Origin of the sequence: Pantoea cypripedii, assembly GCF_002095535.1 — a bacterium.
In the GTDB taxonomy this organism is placed as follows: Bacteria; Pseudomonadota; Gammaproteobacteria; order Enterobacterales; family Enterobacteriaceae; genus Pantoea; species Pantoea cypripedii.
Window position 1 is genome coordinate 3,735,400 of sequence record NZ_MLJI01000001.1, and the last position, 18,040, is coordinate 3,753,439.

The 18,040-nt window shown below is 51.6% G+C and carries 15 protein-coding genes, 1 tRNA gene and 2 pseudogenes; 9 read left to right on the forward strand and 9 right to left on the reverse strand.

The features are described from left to right. The first annotated feature begins 554 nt into the window (after positions 1-554). Entirely contained in the window at positions 555-1,328 is a 774-nt protein-coding gene (locus HA50_RS17250; RefSeq protein WP_084876788.1) for a helix-turn-helix transcriptional regulator, read from the forward strand. 341 nt (positions 1,329-1,669) lie between these two features. On the opposite strand, the gene HA50_RS17255 is transcribed toward HA50_RS17250, so the two are convergent. Then, positions 1,670-2,422 carry an SDR family NAD(P)-dependent oxidoreductase gene (locus tag HA50_RS17255; protein ID WP_084878593.1) on the reverse strand — a complete coding sequence of 251 codons (753 nt, stop codon included), beginning with the start codon at positions 2,420-2,422 and terminating at the stop codon, positions 1,670-1,672. A 188-nt stretch (positions 2,423-2,610) separates the two neighbouring features. On the opposite strand from HA50_RS17255, the gene HA50_RS32155 reads away from it, so the two are divergent. Together HA50_RS32155 and HA50_RS32160 are read left to right on the forward strand one after the other, a co-directional pair. After that, positions 2,611-2,883, forward strand: coding sequence for an IS1-like element transposase (locus HA50_RS32155; protein ID WP_420851432.1), 273 nt, complete (start codon positions 2,611-2,613; stop codon positions 2,881-2,883). A 65-nt stretch (positions 2,884-2,948) separates the two neighbouring features. Next, a pseudogene (locus HA50_RS32160) lies at positions 2,949-3,259 on the forward strand (IS1 family transposase). Positions 3,260-3,499: 240 nt separating this feature from the next. Here HA50_RS32160 and HA50_RS17265 read toward each other — a convergent pair. Together HA50_RS17265 and HA50_RS17270 are read right to left on the reverse strand one after the other, a co-directional pair. Next, positions 3,500-4,622: pseudogene (locus HA50_RS17265) on the reverse strand (IS3 family transposase); the annotation flags it as partial. A 124-nt stretch (positions 4,623-4,746) separates the two neighbouring features. Continuing rightward, entirely contained in the window at positions 4,747-5,307 is a 561-nt protein-coding gene (locus HA50_RS17270; RefSeq protein WP_084876789.1) for a hypothetical protein, read from the reverse strand. A gap of 203 nt (positions 5,308-5,510) precedes the next feature. On the opposite strand from HA50_RS17270, the gene HA50_RS17275 reads away from it, so the two are divergent. Then, complete coding sequence (locus tag HA50_RS17275) at positions 5,511-7,106, forward strand: TraI domain-containing protein (protein WP_084876790.1); 1,596 nt, start codon at positions 5,511-5,513, stop codon at positions 7,104-7,106. 34 nt (positions 7,107-7,140) lie between these two features. Continuing rightward, positions 7,141-8,106 carry a tyrosine-type recombinase/integrase gene (locus tag HA50_RS17280; protein WP_084876791.1) on the forward strand — a complete coding sequence of 322 codons (966 nt, stop codon included), beginning with the start codon at positions 7,141-7,143 and terminating at the stop codon, positions 8,104-8,106. Between the two features lie 281 nt (positions 8,107-8,387). On the opposite strand, the gene HA50_RS17285 is transcribed toward HA50_RS17280, so the two are convergent. Further along, positions 8,388-8,463 (reverse strand) — tRNA-Phe (locus HA50_RS17285). Between the two features lie 223 nt (positions 8,464-8,686). On the opposite strand from HA50_RS17285, the gene HA50_RS17290 reads away from it, so the two are divergent. The 4 genes from HA50_RS17290 to HA50_RS17305 are packed head-to-tail and all read left to right on the forward strand — an operon-like array spanning position 8,687 to position 11,579. Further along, positions 8,687-9,910, forward strand: a complete 1,224-nt coding sequence (locus HA50_RS17290; protein WP_084876792.1) for a SpoIIE family protein phosphatase — start codon at positions 8,687-8,689, stop codon at positions 9,908-9,910. Between the two features lie 16 nt (positions 9,911-9,926). Further along, positions 9,927-10,478 (forward strand): SiaB family protein kinase, encoded by a 552-nt coding sequence (locus HA50_RS17295; RefSeq protein ID WP_084876793.1) that lies wholly within the window; start codon positions 9,927-9,929, stop codon positions 10,476-10,478. A 7-nt stretch (positions 10,479-10,485) separates the two neighbouring features. After that, positions 10,486-10,872 (forward strand): DUF1987 domain-containing protein, encoded by a 387-nt coding sequence (locus HA50_RS17300; RefSeq protein WP_084876794.1) that lies wholly within the window; start codon positions 10,486-10,488, stop codon positions 10,870-10,872. Then, complete coding sequence (locus tag HA50_RS17305) at positions 10,869-11,579, forward strand: GGDEF domain-containing protein (protein WP_084876795.1); 711 nt, start codon at positions 10,869-10,871, stop codon at positions 11,577-11,579. The genes HA50_RS17300 and HA50_RS17305 overlap by 4 nt, the downstream gene beginning before the upstream one ends. Here the strand turns inward: HA50_RS17305 and mrdA are convergent. The 5 genes from mrdA to deoC all read right to left on the reverse strand — a co-directional run bounded on the left by mrdA (position 11,576) and on the right by deoC (position 17,859). Beyond that, the gene (gene mrdA / locus HA50_RS17310; protein ID WP_084876796.1) at positions 11,576-13,468 is read right to left on the reverse strand and encodes a penicillin-binding protein 2; all 1,893 of its coding nucleotides are present in this window, start codon (positions 13,466-13,468) and stop codon (positions 11,576-11,578) included. The genes HA50_RS17305 and mrdA overlap by 4 nt on opposite strands. 158 nt (positions 13,469-13,626) lie before the next feature. After that, positions 13,627-14,340, reverse strand: coding sequence for a purine-nucleoside phosphorylase (gene deoD / locus HA50_RS31165; protein ID WP_139810955.1), 714 nt, complete (start codon positions 14,338-14,340; stop codon positions 13,627-13,629). 33 nt (positions 14,341-14,373) lie between these two features. Further along, positions 14,374-15,597 (reverse strand): phosphopentomutase, encoded by a 1,224-nt coding sequence (gene deoB, locus HA50_RS31170; protein ID WP_139810956.1) that lies wholly within the window; start codon positions 15,595-15,597, stop codon positions 14,374-14,376. Positions 15,598-15,692: 95 nt separating this feature from the next. Continuing rightward, positions 15,693-17,015: a thymidine phosphorylase gene (deoA, locus tag HA50_RS17320; RefSeq protein ID WP_084878595.1), complete on the reverse strand. Its 1,323-nt coding sequence runs from the start codon at positions 17,013-17,015 to the stop codon at positions 15,693-15,695. A gap of 64 nt (positions 17,016-17,079) precedes the next feature. After that, a complete protein-coding gene (gene deoC / locus HA50_RS17325) occupies positions 17,080-17,859 on the reverse strand; it encodes a deoxyribose-phosphate aldolase (RefSeq protein ID WP_084876797.1) in 780 nt (259 codons plus the stop codon). Between the last annotated feature and the right edge of the window lie 181 nt (positions 17,860-18,040).

Below are 18,040 nucleotides of genomic sequence, written 5' to 3' on the forward strand. Positions count from 1 at the left end.
ATATGATGTGAGAATCTTTTCTGATTTCCATTTCCAGGAGCTATTGATTTTTCTTATAGTTAAACCAGCGGATTTCATTTTGCCTAATTTGACAATGTCTTCTTATCATATACTTATTAGGAACTTGTTGGAATATAACCCTTTTAATTTTCTTTTTTGATATGTCTATTTTTTCCCAGTTTGTAAAAGTGAAAGTTTTTTTAGAATTGAATAAAACATCTATTTATATTCCCCCTCGGTATAAGTTTGTTTGTAACGCCCTATGATTTCACTCTGTTACAAAAAATATATCTTTTTTTCTATTAATTACCACTAAAATAACTTATAGCAAACTATACTTTATGGAATCCAGAAGGTTTTTTATTCCTTTTTTCTTTGCCATCTTAAACTAATTTATTTTTTTGGTTCAAAGTGCCGTGTTAACCAGAACAAGAAATCGTTTTAAATTGCAGAGTTGATTGCTCCATATCATTTTATCATTAAATAATCTGGGTTAATTATCAATCAGCAATTAACGTGTGTAATAAAACTTTATTATTGCTTAAGGAGAAGTCATGATTTCCAAGAAAATAAAAAATCTAATATTACCTCCAAGTTCATGTGGGGTTCTGTTTCAAAGAGAATTAAATACCCATTTTGGCGAAACGCTTTTAACCTTGGCTAAACAATTTGAAAATGTAGAGGAGATTTTTGGATTTATTATATCTGATGGAAAAATAAATCCTCTGGTTTTGTCCAGTATACGCGATGATTCCTTTCAAAGAGTTTCGATATATCTGGATAAATATTCAGAGCATGACCAAGCCATAACTGATATTTTTTTGGTAAGAAATAATTCTGGCTATATTAAGATAGTCCCATCACAATCTATACTTGATAAGGAATATAGATTATCATGTTTTGATTCCTGTGGGTTTACGGATAAGATTACTTGTTTATGGCGAGGTGATGAAACATTCCTTGTTCTAAATTTTTACCGTAGTGGTATTAATTCTTTATACAACTTAAAAGATGAATTCATCACATTTTGTCAAATTTCCTTATCCGCTTTATGGTTTAAATCTAATACTCTTGATTCATTTGTCGATAATTTTGATAACAACTCACCTTGCAATCTTATTAAGAAAAGATTAAAAGATAAATTTCCAAAATTAAGCCAAAGAGAAAGAGAGGTGATAACTTTAACACTCCTCGGTGATAAGGCAGATAAAATTTCACTAAAGTTGAATATCAGCAGATCCACCGTTCTCACTTATAGAAATCGTGCTTATCAACGGTATAATTTTACAACAGCAAATGACTTTCTACGTTTTATTATTTATTCATAGTTTTATGAATTCGATTATACTTTAATTTTTATCATTACTGGTAAGCTGCACTAATGTTGAGGTATAAAGAAATATTATTTCATTATGATAATGATTACCCTAGCCTGAGGCACACTAACAGAATGTTCCACTTTGAGTGGCTGCTATCATTCGAAATATTACTCTATTGGTATCGATCTTGGCAGCTACTCCTTCTACATTCATTGTTAAGACAAATCGGGAAGAGAGCTTTTACATTAAGATTTCATGAATATAAGGCTAATGAACTCTTTAGAAAGATGTCCATTGGCCACTGTACTTCGGAATCCAAACTGCCCAACTTCTAAATAGCATTTGGCCCTTCAACGTCCCCCTGTAACAGGGATCACCGCTCCGGTAACGTAAGTGGCCTGTGGTGATAATAGCCAAGCGACAACATCTGCAACTTCATCTGGTGAGCCTACTCGCCCCAAGGGAACCGATTTTTTTGCTATCTCGAATGCTTCAGGAGAAGCCATCCGGGTATCAATAATTCCTGGAGCAATAGCGTTGACCCGTATACCTTCACGACCAACTTCATTAGCAAGGCCACGAGTAAAGCTATCTACTGCACCTTTACTTGCTGCATATGAGGCTAAACCAGGCAGGCCACCTAAACGAGCAGCTGCAGAAGAGGTAAATACAATACATCCGCCTAAACCTCCGTGGAGTGTAGATAAACGGCGAACTGCTTCACCAGCGCAAAGCATCAGTCCTATCACATTTATGGAAAAAAGATGTTCAAGATTATGTGCTGTTTGTTCATCGGTTCTCACGAAATCTCCTTGTATACCCGCATTACCAACAAAAGCGGTTAATTTACCGAGTTTTTTCTCGATATCAGAAAATAATCGTGGGATTTCTTTATATATACCTATATCTGCCTTGAAAGACATAGCATGCCCCCCAGCCAATGATATTTCCTTTAAGATGGATTCAGCTTCATCACCGCTATTTGCATAGTTAATCGCTACGTTAAATCCTTGTTTTGACAACTTAATACTTATAGCTCGCCCAATACCCCTTGTACCACCGGTGACAAGTACAGTTCCCTTGTTAGGACCAATTTTACTCATGAAAATCTCCAAATAAATCATCAGGAATCGTATATAAGGCCGGTTCAATGAATATTGAACCGCTTTATCCAGACAGCTTTTGTATCTAAAATAACGTTGCCCGCTGGCGGTGGTATTCTTTCGGCGAGAGGGATCACGCTAATAATTAGTTGAATGTAATGTATAACGCTTGCTTTTGAAGTTCACTCATGGCCAACGTTACCGTTTCTTGCCCCCGGTGTCAGTCCGCTCTGGTTTATCGTCATGGGCTGAACCCGAAAAGGCACGGCAGGTCCCGCTGCCGTAACTGTCACCATGTCTTTCAGCTCACTTACGCTTATGAAGCCCGCAAACCCGGAGCTAAAGAGCAGATCACCGAAATGGCTTTCAACGGTACCAGGGTTCGCGATACCACCAGAACACTGAAAGTCGGTATCAGCACCACCCCCCGGACTTTAAATAGCTCTCCCCACGACAGGTAACGTCATTTCCGGTAGCCCATGCGGATGTAGCGCTTATCTGTGAACTCGACGAACAATGGAGCTTTATCGGCAGCAAGACCCGCCAGCACTGGCTTGGTTTGCGTACACACGAAAACGGGTGGCGTGCTGGCTGACACTTTTTGGCCACGTACCGAAAAACCTGTCGTCAATTATTGGCACTGCTCACACCTTTTAACATTGGAATGCTGACCATGGATGACTGGGCAGCTATGTCAGAGCGCTTCCGAAGGAGAAGCATCTGACCGGTAAGATTTTTACTCTGCGCATTGAGCGCAACAATCTGACGCTCAGAACCCGAATCAAGCGACTGGCCCGTAAAACCATCTACTTTTCACGCTTTGTTGAGCTTCATTAAAAAATCATCGAAGCCTTCGTCGGAAAACACAGGTGCTACTTTTTTGAGTCCATTTGGAACTGATTAGTACCTTATATTGAGAACGGCAGTCTTTGCAAGCACTATGTGGTAAAAATATCAACTGTGGCTTGTGGTTCCCCCTGAATCGCCAGGCAACTGATATCACTTAAATAAGAGCCAATAGTGGACAGACCCCTAAGTGAGTAAACGCCCCCAACCAGAGGTGACTTGGATTGGCTCCTATATTTCCAGACACCTTTTATCACTTAACCCATTACTGGTACGCCTCCACACGGTTCTTTGCTGCCGTTAACCCGTCTGGTTTGGGCATGATACTGATGTGGTCACGCTTCATCGGTTTGACGAAGCTCTCTGCTATTCCGTTACTCTCAGGTTTTCGCACCCCCGTGTTTTTCGGTTCAAGTCCCACCATCCGGGTGAACTGCCGTGTTTCATGCGCCCGGTAGCAGGAACCGTTACCCGTCAGCCACTCCACCGGCGACGCCGGAAGGCCGCTGCCGAAGTGAAGCTCCACTGCTCACAGCATGACGTCCTTCACCTTTTCGCTGTCGAAGCCGCCCGTGCTGGCTGCCTAGTGCAGCGCTTCACGATCGCAGCAATCCAGCACGAACGTGACACGAAGTTTTTCGCTGTTATCACAGAGGAACTCGACCCCGTCAGAGCACCACCGCTGGTTGCTTTCCCTCACGGCCACTCTGCCGGTATGCGCCCGTTTCGATGGTAGTAAGGCGGGTTTACGCTTAAGAAGTAGTGCATTTGGCGTCTGATCTGGTAAACACGTTTGGCGTTGTTCGCTGCCACTCCATCAAGTTCGGTCTGTCTGCAAAGTAGAGCCCACACCCGGCGATAACCATATGTGGGCAGCTTTCCTATTGCATGGTATATACGGGCAAGCACATCCATATCATCATTGCGACGGCTGCGGCGGCCATCCTTACAGTCATCGGTTCGTCTGAGAATGACGCGACACCCGGAGGCAACGGCTGGCGAAGCTTACTCCCCATCCCGGGCAATAAGGGCGCATGCGCTATCCACTTTTTTGCACGTCCATATTCGACTGCATCTTTAAGGTGTTCGTTCTCCATCGTTTTCTTGCCGAGCAGGCGCCGGGGTTCTTTATTTTCATCATGGCGGCAGCAAGTTCAGAGGCCGGAACAATCTGTTCGCCAGAGACAACGGCTGTCAGGCTGCCTTCCTGATACTGCTTGCGCCAGAGGAACAACTGGCTGGCCGCAACACCATGCTGGCGGGCAACCATTGATACACTCATTCCGGGTTCAAAGCTTTGCTGAACAATGGCGATTTTTCCTTGTGCTGTACGTCTTCTACGGCTCTCAAGCCCTTAAACATAGCTCTATGCCTATGTCTTACCGGTGAAGTGTCCGGTTTAAATAGGGGCTATTACACAGATCGAATACATCCATGTATCCAATGTGAAATGCCGCCGAAGCAGTTGACAGGGGAAATTATTTTTCCAGTTCGGAATATTTACGCTGGATGACCAGTACGGGCCAGTTTCTACGGAAGTTAGTGCGCCAGCGCCACTGCCGGAAGAGTATTTCCAGCTGCATCAGGGCTCTCTTTGCATGAGTGAAGCGGATGCGGTAAGTGCGGCTCTGGATAGTGAGCCCATTTTCTTCGATAGACGCCAGCAGCCGGCGTGCTCGAATATCGGTCAGAAGGTGTGAGGAGATGATAACGGTGCGATGTTTTTCCAGTGCCTGCCGAGTTGATGCGTTCACGCTCTTCCAGAACTGATGGACCCGCTCCGTAGTCAGGTCTGTGGTGGGCTGCCAGGGGGCAAGATGCACCCATGCCCTTTTGCGACGATAGAGGATCAGCGTCATCGCTGGCCTGAACTGCCGCTCTGCCCATGCGAGAGGGCGAAGGAAGAAAGGAAGAATGAACAGCAACGCCCAGACCAGATAAAACCCGGTGCGGGTGCCGTCGAGGGTAAAAGTCAGGCTCATCGCGCCGGAAAGGGTCATCCAGAGCATAAAAAAGGAGAAAACAAAGGATTGCTGCATGCGAAAACTCACGATACCGGTGTAAACAGAGGCTTGCAGGAGAGCACCACGTTGTCACCACGGCACCCTGAAAATCTGAAACCACTTCTGAATATTTTCACAAGCAGGATTTCTGTCATGGGCAGTTCAGGGTTTTCGGTTGCAATTATCAGGGGGGCTTTTAGCGTAGCGTCATTTTCAGCAGGCATATTCCGGCGGAGGTGATGGTGCGTGGACTTAACTGGTTAACAGGCAGAGGCAGACAGGAAAAACGGCCCGGAGAGAGGCCGTCGCCGGATGTCACACCGCCCCGGACTGTTGCTGATGATGGCTGGCGCCCTGCTCAGACGGGCAGATCACTGCTGCAGGCAAACGAACACCGTCGTCTTATACGGGTGCTGACAGAAAACAGCCCGCTTTCACAGCAGGTCACGGAAGCCTGGTGGCTCAGGCCATTGGAAGAGATGGTGGGACGGGTGCAGGCATGCCCGGCAGCCTGGTCCGGTCCGTTCTCCGGGCCGGGAGGGTTTAATGAACTCAGTCTGAACGTGGCCACGCGCTCGGTGAGGCTGGTACGCGGCATGATGTTGCCACAGGGTGCCACGCCAGAAGAGCAGGCAGAGCAGACGCCCGGCTGGGTCTGTGCAGCATACTGGGCCGGGCTGTTCCATCACCTGCCCTGGTTGATGCAGGTGGAGGGGGCGCTGAAAAGTGGGCGTGTCTGGTATCCGGGGCTGAGTGTGCCAGGAGAACCGTGGCGGGTCAGAGCGGCCAGTGAACCATCGGGTGAGATGGGCAGTGTATATGTGGCTTTGAGACTCCTGCCGGAGGCCGCTCTGCTGTGGCTTCAGCGCTGGCCAGCGCTGTCCGATGCCTTGCTGCTGTATCTCTCCGGACGCCGCACGGAAGCCGGGATTCTGAACAGCATTGTGAACGATGCGCTGCACAGCTGTGGTCTTTCTGATGCGGCCATTATGTCCGGACAGGCACCTCACCAGGTCTCTCTGGAGGCTGCAGCACTTGTCACTGACCATACCCCCCCGAAATTATATGAAACTGATGTTGTGCCATTGTCCAGTCACGATCATTCTCCGGATGCTTCAGTGCCAATTAAAACCGGAGATTTGTCCTACAGTTTCAGTCAGGACAGGGAGAAAACGCCTGTTAATACCGTCCCGTCAGCACCATTACTGGTACTGGAATCCGCACTTGCCGCAGATGAACCGCTGCTTTCTGCAGAAAACGACATCAGTACGGGCGGAGAAGGTGAGCCGCAGGTGTCCACGGAGAACCTCCTGTCATTACTTGATCTGATGGCAGAAGGGAAAACTCCTGAGGCAACAGAAGCAACGGAAAATGTACCTGCGGATTCTGCAGATAACCATCCGGCCACGCCGATTCCGCCCGATATGCTGCCTTCCCATGAAGAGGGGATGAACAAGGAAGAACAGGGCGGTGCGTTATTTCTGGAGTGGGTTAGGGACAGCGTTGAGGATGGCACGCTCAGCGTCAATGAAAAAGACAGTCTTCTGCATGTTCTGGTGCAGTTTGTATTCCTGGTGTCACCAACCTGTTTTTACCGTTACTCCTCAACAGTGGGAGATGGCGGTGCAGACAAGGACAGGCTGCAGAAAAGTTTTGAAGCACTGAACGTACACCACTCACGAAATGGTAAGGGGTTATTCCATTACCATCAATACGACACGCCGGATAAAAGCGGTCGTTTTACCAAAGTGTCAGGCTACATGATTAACTCTGACATTATTTTTAAAAAAGGGAGCTGTCCTGCGGACAGTATCTGGCTTTCAGCGAAGAAATAATTCGCTGAGGTTAAGTTAATATTACGAGGTCATTATGGCAGACATTATGACGTTTGAAAAAATTCTCGATGACTATTTTTTCAATAAAGTTCTTCGTCGTGCAACTGAATGGAGTTACAGAAAGGTAGTGAGAACTTTCCTGGAGTTTTACGGAGAAGATATTCTTCCAGAAAATGTGACGCGAATGGATGTTCTGAAATGGAGAAGGTATGTTCTGAATGAACAGATGTCCAGTAAGCGGACATGGAATAACAAGGTTGCCCACATGCGGGCAGTATTTAATCATGCCATCACGAATAAACTTATTTCAGCCAGAGAGAATCCTTTTAACCAGGTGATTGTTAAACCCGATATTAAACGAAAAAAAACACTCTCCGGGGAACAGATGAAGAAAATTGATTTAATCATGGAAAGGAAGATTGAGCTGGAGCAGATGGGCGTTCACGATCCGCGGCCAAATGCCCTTGAACCCGCCTGGTTCTGGATGACGGTCATTGAGACACTGAAGTTCACCGGTATGCGCCAGAATCAGCTGCTACATATACGACTCTGTGATGTGGATCTGAAACTGGGCATCATTGAATTACAGGCTGAAGGTTCTAAAAACCACCGGGAGCATCGAGTGCCGATCACCGCGCGGCTGAGACCGCGCCTTGAGCAACTGTATCTTATGTCTGTACAGAAGGGAGCCAAAAAAGGGGAGCAGTTATTCAACATCAACCGGTTTACACCCAAAAAGAAAAGAATTATACGGGCCAAAAACATGGATCACCTCCCTATGAGGGCCTTTTTCAGAAGACTGTCCAGAGAATGTCAGTGTGATATCAGCCCACACCGATTCAGGCATACGATAGCCACAGACCTGATGAAACGCCCTGAGAGAAGCCTGAATGATGTCCAGATGCTGCTCGGCCATTCCAGCGTAGCGGTGACGCTGGAATATGTGGAAGCAAACATGGATAACCTGAGGCGCAACCTTGAAGCCGCGTATGCAGCTTAGGAGTAATCCTAAGTCAAATTTATAAGAGTTTGATATCTAAACGGGAAAAAATCGCGGGTTTTCCTTTACAGATCGTTGACAGAGCAGCGATGAGAAGGTAAATACCTGTAACTGAAATTGTTGGGATGTGAGAAATCCGGATGATGCGCTAACATCATCCGGATTCTTAATCCCTAAACCCTCAGATGCAGAACGACTAGCCTCATCCTGCATGACGACGGTCAGGGACATTGTCATGCCCGTTAAGGATCTCATCTCTTAACGGGCAGGCTCTGAAGAAGTGGTGCCCGAACCCGGAATCGAACCAGGGACACGGGGATTTTCAATCCCCTGCTCTACCGACTGAGCTATTCGGGCAACGGGGCGCATTAAACCCTAACCAGCCCGCACCGTCAAACGCTTTTCGGTGAAATGCGACTGACTGCCGTCTTTTACAGCAATCGGGTAAAAAATCGCGCATTTTCGGCATTTCAGGCGATAAATTTACTGCGTCAAACCCACCCTGCCATCGCGCTGACATAAAAGTGTCACAGCGCTCGCGTACCCTAAGATTAATCTTAATTCACGCCAGACTCCCGCTATGCAGCTGCCCGATTTACGCGCAGGCCTTGCCGCACTGTCGAGCCGTTACCGTGCACGTTCGCTTTGCATTGCGGTGCCATTTGTCACCCCTGCCAGCGATAACCTCGCCGTGATGACGCTGTTCACCGAACACAAAGATCTGATTGGCCTGCCGGTGGTCGAAGAGGGTCGTCCCTTCGGCATGATCAACCGCCACATCTTCCTGTCGCAAATGACGCGCCCCTTCTTCCGCGAGCTGTATGATCGCAAAAGTTGTATCGCCTTTATGGATAAACATCCATTGGTGATCGAAGCCGATACCCCGCTCGATCAGGTGGCACAGCAGGTGGTCGCGAGTGGTGATAAGTCGGTGACTGATGGTTTTATCCTCACCGAAGCGGGCAACTATATCGGCATTGGTCTCGGCATTGATTTAATTCGCACCGTGTCGGATTTACAGGCACAGCAGCATCAGCAGATCCTACAAAGCATCGATTACGCGCGCGTGATTCAGGATGCCATGCTCGAACACTCCACCCAGCAAATGGCTTTACAGCTGGATGACTGGTGCCTGCACTGGCAACCGCGCGATGGCGTCGGTGGCGACTATTACGCTTTTCATCAGGATGAGCAGGGCTGGCTGGCACTGATAGCTGATTGCACCGGCCACGGCATTCCTGGCGCCTTTATGACGGTGATTGTGCAATCGGCGCTGGAAAATGCCCTGCAACAAAACCGTCGTTCACCGTCAGCGCTGTTACAGGCGTTAAACCGGCATATCAAGCAGACCCTGGGTCAGCTCAACGCCTTACAGCAAACGTCTCATTCGAATGACGGCTGCGATGCCATCGCACTGCGGCTGGATACGCAGCAGCATCAACTCAGCTGGGCCAGCGCGCGTATGCATGCCTTATTGCAACCCGCCACCGAGGCTGCCGAAACCCTGGCCGCCGACCGCACCGGCGTGGGCTATACCGATACACCGCTGGATTATGTCTGGACAGAACATCAGCGCGCGCTAACGCAAGGCGACATGCTGCTGGTGATGACCGATGGCGTCACCGACCAGCCCGGCGGTGAACGGCAGATTATGTTTGGCAAAAAACGCATTCAGGCCCTGGTGAGCCGCTATCAGGCTCTGCCGATGAGCGAACTTTCTTTGGCATTTCAGCAGGATTTTCTCCACTGGCAAGGCAACCAGCCACGGCGCGATGACGTCACCTGGTTTGGCTTCCGTTATTAACCGAGTCGTAAACATCATGAATCACGAGTTGCACGCCAGCGTCGCATCGCCGGACCAGGTGGCACTGCATTACACCGGTTTTTTTTCGCCACAGAACATCACGGCGATGGGCGAGGTGATTAAAGTCTTTCTCGAAAACCAGCAGGCCCCGGTGAAGGTGCGTCGTCGCCTGTTTTCCAGCTTTGTCGAGATTGTGCAGAACATTTTGCGTTATTCACAGGACAGTCGCGCCCTGAGCCACGAAGAACAGGATTTCCGCTTTGGCACCGTTTGTCTGCGCGTAGATGGCGACAACTACGTGCTGGAGAGCAGCAACCTGGTCGATCAGGCCGCCTGCGACCAGTTGCGTTACTGGCTCGATATGCTGCGCACCATGAGTGACGAAGAGATCAAACAGGCGTATCGGGTGGGTCTGCGCAGTGAAAGCCCTGCCACCAGCAAAGGGGCAAATATTGGTTTACTGACGTTGGCACGCGATGTCAGCGAACCGCTGGAGTATGAATTGCGTCCGCTGGAGACCAGCGATTTCGCGACGTTTTGGCTGAAAGCTACCATTCACCAGGATTGATGTTGTTATGCAAAACCTTGTTATCGCTGCGACAGACAGCACCCCCGACGTTGACTTCAATTTTGCCGATCGCCTGTTTTCCCTGCGCGGTGAATCCTGGCCGGAAAATGCCGCCGCCTTTTATCGCCCGCTGCTGGATGCACTGGAAAGCTGGACCCCGGAGAGCCAGGGCCAGCTTAGGGTGAATATCGCCCTGCGCTACTTCAACAGCTCCAGCACCAAGATGCTGTTCAGCCTGTTCGATTTGTTCAACCAGTTGGCGCAGGATGGGCAGACGGTGCAACTGAACTGGTTCTATGATGCGGAAGATGATGTTTCTGAGGAGTTTGGTCAGGAACTGGCGCTGGACTTCACCGATCTGCAAGTGCAATTGCAGGCGGAAATGCCCTCATGATGGACCTCAATGAGCTGTTCCGCGAAGAGAGCGAAGTGCTTAATCGCTCACAGGATGTGGCGGCTCAGACCTCACTCAGCGCCGAGGATTATCGCGATGCGCTGCTGAGGCTTAATCGCCATTATCAACGTCTGATGCGCGATACCTATCGGTTGATTTCGCGCAGTGACCGTGCAGAACGCGAACTGAACCGCGTCAATGAACAGCTCCACCGGCTGGCGCAGGAGCTGGAATATAAAGCCACCCATGACCCGCTGACGGCGGTGTGGAACCGCAGCGCCATTATTCAACGCATTACCCATACGCTGACCAGTGGCCCGGCAGCGCTGATCATTCTCGATATCGACCACTTCAAGAAGATCAACGATGAGTTCGGCCATCCGATGGGCGACAAAGTGATTTGCGAGCTGGTGTCGCGGGTGCAGGCGCACTGCCCGGCGGAAGCCAGCATTGGCCGTATCGGCGGCGAAGAGTTCACCGTGCTGCTGCCCTTTTTCCGGCTGTCAGATGCGGTGATTGTGGCGGGTGCGATTCACGCCTCGCTCAACGCCTCGCCGCTGGCCATTCTGCCCGGCCAGTTGGTGACCGCCAGCCTCGGCGTCAGCTATGGCAAGCCGGGTTCCGATTTCGAAACCCTCTACAACAACGCCGACGCCGCCCTGTATGACGCTAAACACCACGGCCGTAACCGGGTGTTTTTTCGTTAGTGCGCCGCTGAGGCGTTCGCGGTACTGACTGTCTCCAGTGGTACGGCTGGTGGCGGCAGGAAGATATGGTCGAGAATGTTGCGCATCACTGGCGCAGCGGTAATCCCTTCATTGCCCCCGTTTTCCAGAATCAACGCCACCGCCACTTTAGGGTCGTTAAACGGCGCGAAGGCGGTATAGAAGATATGATCGCGCAGACGGATTGGAATCATCTTCGCGTTGTAAGTCTGGTTCTGCTTCAGGCTAAACACCTGTGAGGTACCACTTTTCGCCGCAATGCCGTACGGTGCGGTGTGGAAGTATTTGTAGCCGGTGCCGTTTGGCGCATTCGCCATGCCAAACATCGCATGACGTACCAGCGACCAGTACGGTGATTTCGGATCGCCAATTTGCGGCTGCGGCTCTTTGGGTTGATACGGTTGCTGCATCGTGCCGAGCTGCACCTTCTCCAGCAGATGCGGATTGATGACCCGACCATTGTTGATCAGCGCCACCAGCGCTTTCACCATCTGAATCGGCGTGGCAATCCAGTAGCCCTGACCAATGCCCACCGAGACGGTATCGCCCTGATACCAGCCCTTTTTATGCACCTTCTGTTTCCATTCGCGGCTGGGCAGTAATCCGGCGTACTCTTCGTTCAAATCGATGCCGGTGGGCTTGCCGTAGCCAAACTGGCTGAGCATATGATGGATACGGTCAATGCCCATCATAAACGCCACCTGATAGAAGAAGGTGTCGGCGGATTCCTCAATCGCGCGTGTTACATCCAGCATGCCGTGACCACTTTTTTTCCAGTCACGGTATTTGCGGTCGGTACCGGGCAGCGTCCAGGTCGGTGCGCCAAAGAAGGTAGTTTGCGGCGTGATCACCCCGGTCAGCAGCGCCGACATCGCCATATAAGGTTTCACCGTTGAGGCAGGCGGATACAGCCCCTGGGTCACGCGGTTAATCAGCGGCAGGTTCTTATCCTGCAACAGGGTTTTATACGCCTGGTAGCTGATGCCTTTTACAAACGGGTTAGGATCATAGCTGGGGCTGGAAACCATCGCCAGCACGCTACCGTCATGCGGATCTTCAATCAGTACCGCCGCGCGCTGGCCCACCAGCTGACTTTCCACGTACTGTTGCAGATGCAGATCGAGGGTCAGATAGATATTCTTTCCGGCCACCGGCGGCACTTCTTTCAAGACCCGCACAATGCGGCCATGGTTATCGACTTCCACTTCCTGATAACCGGTTTTGCCGTGCAGCACCGATTCGTAATACCCCTCGATGCCCTGCTTACCGATATTGTGGTCAGCTGCGTAGTTCTCGCCCACGCCCTCTTCATTCAGCCGTTTGTAGTCGTTGTCGTTGATTTTCGACACGTAACCCACCACGTGCGCCAGATCGGCCCCATAGGGGTACTCACGATCCTGATAGGTATCAATGCTGACGCCGGTGAATTTGAACTGGTTAACCGAGAAGCGGGCGACCTGCTCATCGGTGAGCTCTTCCTTCAGCACCACCGGTTTATAGCGGCTGTTTTGCTTGAGGTTCTTCCAGAAGGTGTCGATCTCTTCCGGCGTTAAATCAACGATCGGCGTCAGTTCGGCGATGGTCGCCTTCATATCGGTGATTTTGTACGGTGTCAGCAGGATGTCGTACCAGGTGACATTGCGCACCAGCGGAATACCGTTGCGATCGTAGATCAGGCCACGCGTCGGCGCGATGGGGATCATTTTGATATCGTTTTCGTTGGATCGCGTCTGGTAATAGCTATGCTGCTCAACCTGGATACGGTAGAGGTTAACGCCAAGAATAGTGAAACAAATCACCACCAGGGTAAAAGCCACGATCGCGCGGCGAATAAACAGTTTCTCTTCGGCTTCGAAATTACGGAAATTCATCAGGGGGCTTAGTCTCTTCGTTATCCCGCTAATGATAGGGAGAGATAGCGTCAGAGCCAGCAGGAAGATGCACAAGCCTGGGTAAAAGTGTGTCAGATGTTTTCCGTAACGGCGCGAAAAATCACGCCGTTACGGTATAAGCGATGTTCAGCGGGAAATTAATCCCCCAGCAGCACCGATTCCAGCGCGATCTTGATCATGTCGTTGAAGGTGGTCTGACGCTCAGCGGCGGTGGTCTGCTCGTGAGTACGGATATGATCCGATACGGTACAGATCGCCAGCGCTTTGGCACCAAACTCCGCTGCCACGCCGTAGATACCTGCGGCTTCCATCTCAACACCGAGGATGCCGTATTTTTCCATCACGTCGAACATTTGCGGGTCCGGCGTGTAGAACAGGTCAGCAGAGAAGATGTTACCCACGCGCGCGTCCACACCCAGCGCTTTAGCTGCATCGACCGCGTTACGCACCATATCGAAATCCGCAATCGCCGCGAAATCGTGATCTTTGAAACGCATACGGTTCACTTTGGAATCGGTGCAGGCACCCATACCAATCACCACATCACGCAGTTTCACGTCAGCACGCACCGCACCGCAGGAGCCAACACGGATGATTTTCTTCACGCCAAAATCGGTGATCAGTTCTTTGGTGTAGATCGAGCAGGAAGGGATACCCATACCGTGGCCCATCACCGAAATTTTGCGACCTTTGTAGGTTCCGGTGTAGCCCAGCATGCCGCGTACGTTGTTCACTTCAACCGCATTTTCGAGGAAGGTTTCTGCAATGTGCTTCGCACGCAGCGGATCGCCCGGCATCAGAACCACGTCCGCGAAATCACCCATTTCTGCATTAATATGAGGCGTTGCCATCGTTATTTTCCTTATTAAAAATTGGTCGCTGTTTTACAGCATGCTTTTGCCGTAGTCCATGCTGGACAGGCCGAAATAATGCGCGATTGTCTGGCCGATATCGGCAAAGGTGTCGCGATAGCCAAGGGAGCCAGGTTTCACCTTCGGTCCGTAAATCAGCACCGGAATGTGCTCACGCGTATGTTCGGTGCCCTGCCAGCTTGGGTCACAGCCGTGGTCGGCGGTGAGGATCAGAATATCATCCTCTTTCACCTGCGCCATCAGCTCCGGCAAACGGCGGTCGAACAACTCCAGCCCACCGGCGTAACCGGCGATATCACGACGATGGCCCCAGGTCGAGTCAAAATCGACGAAGTTGGTGAACACAATCGACTGATCAGGCGCTTTTTTCATCTGCTCGATGGTGGCATCAAACAGCGCATCCAGCCCGGTAGCTTTCACTTTTTGCGTGATGCCCTGCTGTGCGTAGATATCCGCGATTTTACCGACGGAAATCACTTCACCGCCCTTCTCGTCCACCAGCTTTTTCAGCATCGTTGCTGATGGCGGCTCCACGGCGAGATCGTGACGGTTACCGGTACGCTCGAAGTGACCGGCTTTGTCGCCCACAAACGGACGCGCAATCACACGGCCAATGTTGTAGCCACCTTCGGTCAGTTCTTCACGGGCGATTTCACACAACGCGTACAGACGTTCGAGGCCGAAAGTCTCTTCATGGCAGGCAATCTGGAACACCGAATCCGCCGAAGTATAGAAAATCGGCTTGCCGGTTTTCATATGCTCCTCGCCGAGCTGGTCAAGGATCACCGTGCCGGACGAGTGGCAGTTGCCGAGGTAACCCGGCAGGTCAGCACGCTGCACCAGTTTATCCAGCAATTCCTGCGGGAAGCTGTTCTCTTTATCGGTGAAGTAACCCCAGTCAAATAACACCGGCACACCGGCAATTTCCCAGTGGCCTGACGGCGTATCTTTACCGGATGAGAGTTCGCTGGCGTAGGCATAAGCCCCAATGATTTTCGCGTTGGCGTCCAGCCCCGGCGGGAAACGCCCGGTTGAGAGTTCAGCAGCTTTGCCCAACCCAAGAGCAGTGAGGTTTGGTAAGTGTAGCGGCCCTGTGCGGCCTTCATTGGCCCGGCCTTCGAAGCACGCTTCGGCGATATGGCCGAGCGTATCCGATCCTTCATCGCCGAACTTAGCGGCGTCTTTGCTGGAGCCGATCCCGAAGGAGTCGAGAACCATAATAAAAGCACGTTTCATGCAAGTCTCCTGCGCAACTGCGCGATGACAAGTCAAAAAAAAGCGATCAGATCAGTATACCCGAACGGCTCTGGCCAGGCACGCACTGTGCGTCACTATTCGCTGATACGGCGATACACCACCGGTGTTTCCGGCGGAGCGGTATCGCTCAGGGTGATGGCCGTTTTCACTGCCTGCGCCGCCTGCTGCCACTGCGCTTCCGAAGCGGCATGGATCACCGCCAGCGGACGCTGTGCATCAACATACGTACCCAGAGTGACCATCTCGCTCAGGCCGACGCTGTAATCAATGCTGTCACTGGCACGCTGGCGACCGCCGCCAAGCGCCACCACCGCCATACCGAGGCAGCGGGTGTCCATGGCGCTGACAATCCCCGGACGATCGGCATACACCGCTTTGCTCAGCATCGCCGCAGGCAGATAGCTATCCATGCGGGCGATAAAATCGGTCGGGCCTTTCTGTGCCGCCACCATACGACCAAAGACCTCTGCCGCCTGGCCGTTATCCAGTACCCGCAGCAACTGTTGCCGGGCTTCAGCCTCGTTAGCCGCCAACCCACCGGAGATCAACATGTCGCTGCATAACGCCAGTGTCACTTCCAGCAGACGTGGATTACGCGCTTCACCGGTGAGGAATTGCACCGCCTCGCGCACTTCCAGCGCATTACCGGCCGTGGAAGCCAGTACCTGATTCATGTCAGTCAGCAGCGCGGTGGTTTTGCAGCCCGCGCCATTGGCGACGCCGACAATCGCCTGCGCCAGTTTTTCTGAGGCTTCGAAGGTTGGCATAAAGGCCCCGCTGCCGACTTTGACGTCCATCACCAGAGCATCCAGCCCTTCCGCCAGCTTTTTCGCCAGGATCGAGGCAGTGATCAGCGGGATCGAATCGACAGTCGCGGTAATATCGCGCGTGGCGTAAAAACGCTTATCCGCCGGTGCCAGCGAGTTGGTCTGGCCGATGATCGCTACACCGTTTTGTTTGATGATCTCGCGAAAACGATCGTCGCTCGGGAAGATGTCAAAACCGGGGATCGCTTCCAGTTTATCCAGCGTGCCGCCGGTATGACCGAGGCCGCGCCCGGAGATCATCGGCACGTAACCGCCACAGGCGGCAATCATCGGGCCAAGCATCAGCGAGGTGACATCACCCACGCCACCGGTGGAGTGCTTATCAACAATCGGTCCGTTCAGGTTAAGCGTCTGCCAGTTCAGCACCGTACCGGAATCACGCATCGCCATGGTCAGCGCGACACGTTCGGCCAGCGTCATGTCGTGGAACCAGATGGTCATCGCCAGCGCGGCGATTTGCCCTTCTGAAACGCTGTTATCGCGCACCCCGTTGATAAAGAAGCGGATCTCCGCCTCACTCAGCTCGTGGCCGTCGCGTTTTTTGCGAATAATTTCTTGTGGCAGGAACAAGGTCGCCTCCCCGGCAGAAAAACGCGCGATAAATCGCGCCGCTACGAATCGCAGAAATGAATAATCAGTACCCGGCTTTACCCGCCGTGGTGGCATGGCCAAGGGTGTTGAGCAGGCTCGCCAGCAGGCTGGACGCACCAAAGCGGAAATGGCGCGCATCTGCCCAACCCTGACCGAGAATATCGTCGGCCAGTTGCAGATAATGTGCTGCGTCTTCAGCGCTACGCACCCCGCCCGCCGGTTTGAAGCCGACCTGCTGCTGCACGCCTTTATCGCGGATCACGCTCAGCATGATTGCCGCCGTTTCTGGCGTGGCATTAACGGGCACCTTGCCGGTGGACGTTTTGATAAAGTCGGCTCCGGCATCGATAGCGATTTCTGACGCGGTACGAATCAGCGCCGGATCTTTCAGCTCGCCGCTCTCGATGATCACTTTCAGCAACACGCCCGCTTCATCGCAGGCATCTTTGCACGCTTTCACCAGATCGAAACCGATCTGACGGTTACCCGCCATCAGCGCGCGATACGGGAACACCACGTCCACCTCATCCGCCCCGTAAGCGATGGCGGCACGGGTTTCCGCCAGGGCGATTGCCAGATCGTCGTTGCCATGCGGGAAGTTGGTCACGGTGGCGATACGGATCTCCGGCGTGCCCTGCTCACGCAGCGCTTTGCGCGCCAGCGGGATAAAACGGGGATAGATACAGATCGCCGCAGTGTTACCCGCGGGCGATTTCGCCTGGCGACACAGGGCAATCACTTTCTCGTCGGTGTCGTCATCATTCAGCGTGGTCAAATCCATCAGTTGCAGCGCGCGCTGCGCCGCAGCGGTGATATCAGTCATGGTACTCTCCAATGATCAGCCTGACGGAATACCCCCGCCAGAGAATGTGATAATTCTAACAACTCATGTGATAGCGAATTCGATCCTGCGTCACATGAAAAAAGAAAACTGTGAAGATAATACATTTATTTAGTGACAAAAATCACAAAATAACCGGCACTCAACGCAAAACTGCGCAGAG

Coding starts and splice junctions, on each gene's coding strand:
- HA50_RS32155 (WP_420851432.1), top strand. CDS start 2,611: ATGGCCAACGTTACCGTTTCTTGCCCCCGGTGTCAGTCCGCTCTGGTT.
- HA50_RS17305 (WP_084876795.1), top strand. CDS start 10,869: ATGATGGACCTCAATGAGCTGTTCCGCGAAGAGAGCGAAGTGCTTAAT.
- HA50_RS17300 (WP_084876794.1), top strand. CDS start 10,486: ATGCAAAACCTTGTTATCGCTGCGACAGACAGCACCCCCGACGTTGAC.
- HA50_RS17255 (WP_084878593.1), bottom strand. CDS start 2,422: ATGAGTAAAATTGGTCCTAACAAGGGAACTGTACTTGTCACCGGTGGT.
- deoC (WP_084876797.1), bottom strand. CDS start 17,859: ATGACTGATATCACCGCTGCGGCGCAGCGCGCGCTGCAACTGATGGAT.
- HA50_RS17250 (WP_084876788.1), top strand. CDS start 555: ATGATTTCCAAGAAAATAAAAAATCTAATATTACCTCCAAGTTCATGT.
- mrdA (WP_084876796.1), bottom strand. CDS start 13,468: ATGAATTTCCGTAATTTCGAAGCCGAAGAGAAACTGTTTATTCGCCGC.
- HA50_RS17295 (WP_084876793.1), top strand. CDS start 9,927: ATGAATCACGAGTTGCACGCCAGCGTCGCATCGCCGGACCAGGTGGCA.
- HA50_RS17270 (WP_084876789.1), bottom strand. CDS start 5,307: ATGCAGCAATCCTTTGTTTTCTCCTTTTTTATGCTCTGGATGACCCTT.
- deoB (WP_139810956.1), bottom strand. CDS start 15,597: ATGAAACGTGCTTTTATTATGGTTCTCGACTCCTTCGGGATCGGCTCC.
- HA50_RS17280 (WP_084876791.1), top strand. CDS start 7,141: ATGGCAGACATTATGACGTTTGAAAAAATTCTCGATGACTATTTTTTC.
- HA50_RS17290 (WP_084876792.1), top strand. CDS start 8,687: ATGCAGCTGCCCGATTTACGCGCAGGCCTTGCCGCACTGTCGAGCCGT.
- deoD (WP_139810955.1), bottom strand. CDS start 14,340: ATGGCAACGCCTCATATTAATGCAGAAATGGGTGATTTCGCGGACGTG.
- HA50_RS17275 (WP_084876790.1), top strand. CDS start 5,511: ATGGTGCGTGGACTTAACTGGTTAACAGGCAGAGGCAGACAGGAAAAA.